Annotated in this window: 1 protein-coding gene; it reads right to left on the bottom strand. The window is 71.7% G+C overall.

The genetic code is table 11. The features are described 5' to 3' along the window. A partial coding sequence (locus IH13_RS0123930; RefSeq protein ID WP_031087706.1) for a diguanylate cyclase domain-containing protein occupies positions 1-948 on the bottom strand: 948 nt, incomplete at both ends.

Genomic DNA, 948 nt, shown 5'->3' with positions numbered 1-948 from the left:
GAGATGTGTATAAGAGACAGGGCTGCGAGAGCGTGAGGCGCAGCCGGTCGGCGATCTCGTGGACCTGGTACTCCCGGGCGGCCTGGTCGTGGGTGCCGTCGCCCACGATGAGCGCGGCGAACTCGTCGCCGCCCAGGCGGGCGGCGGTGTCGGAGGTGCGCACGGAGTCCTGGAGCCGGCGGGCGGCCTGGACGAGCAGCTCGTCGCCCGCCTGGTGGCCGATGCTGTCGTTGACCGCCTTGAAGCCGTCGAGGTCGATGAAGAGCACGGCGGTGCCCGGGTCGCCCGAGCGCCGGCCGCCGAGGGCCTGGGCCACCCGTGCGGTGAACAGGGCGCGGTTGGGCAGGTCCGTGAGCGGGTCGTGCTCGGCGTTGTGCTGCAACTGCTCCTGCAGCCTGACGCGTTCGGTGACGTCCCGGCTGTTGAGCAGCAGGCCGCCCTGGTGGCGGTTGACGGTGGACTCGACGTGGAGCCATGTGCCGGTGCCGGACCGGAAGCGGCACTCGATCCGGGTGGTGGGCTCCTCGCAGGGCGGGGCGGCGAGGAATCTGCGCACCTCGTGGACGACCGGGCCGAGGTCGTCGGGGTGGATGATCGAGGGCAGGTACGTGCCGACGAGGTCCTCCGCGGCACGGCCGTAGACGCCGGCCGCGGCGGGGCTGACGTAGCGCAGCACACCGGTGGGCTCGGCGATCATGATGACGTCGCTGGAGCCCTGGACCAGGGAGCGGAAGTGGTTCTCCTTGTGGGCCAGTTCCTGGGTGAGCGCGATGTTGTCCAGCAGCATGATCGCCTGGCGGACGACCAGCGCGAGCACGACCGCGCAGCCGGTGAACACCACGACCCGGTCGGGCCGGCGTCCGTCGACCACGCTGTACAGGATGCCGAGGGTGCAGACGGCCGCCGCCAGGTACGGGGTGAGCGCGGCGAGCGATCCGCCGATCGGGG

Origin of the sequence: Streptomyces sp. NRRL WC-3549 (assembly GCF_000721935.1) — a bacterium.
Taxonomy (GTDB): domain Bacteria; phylum Actinomycetota; class Actinomycetes; order Streptomycetales; family Streptomycetaceae; genus Streptomyces.
Note: the sequence above shows the minus strand (reverse complement) of the source record. Positions and strands in the feature narration are given on the sequence as shown.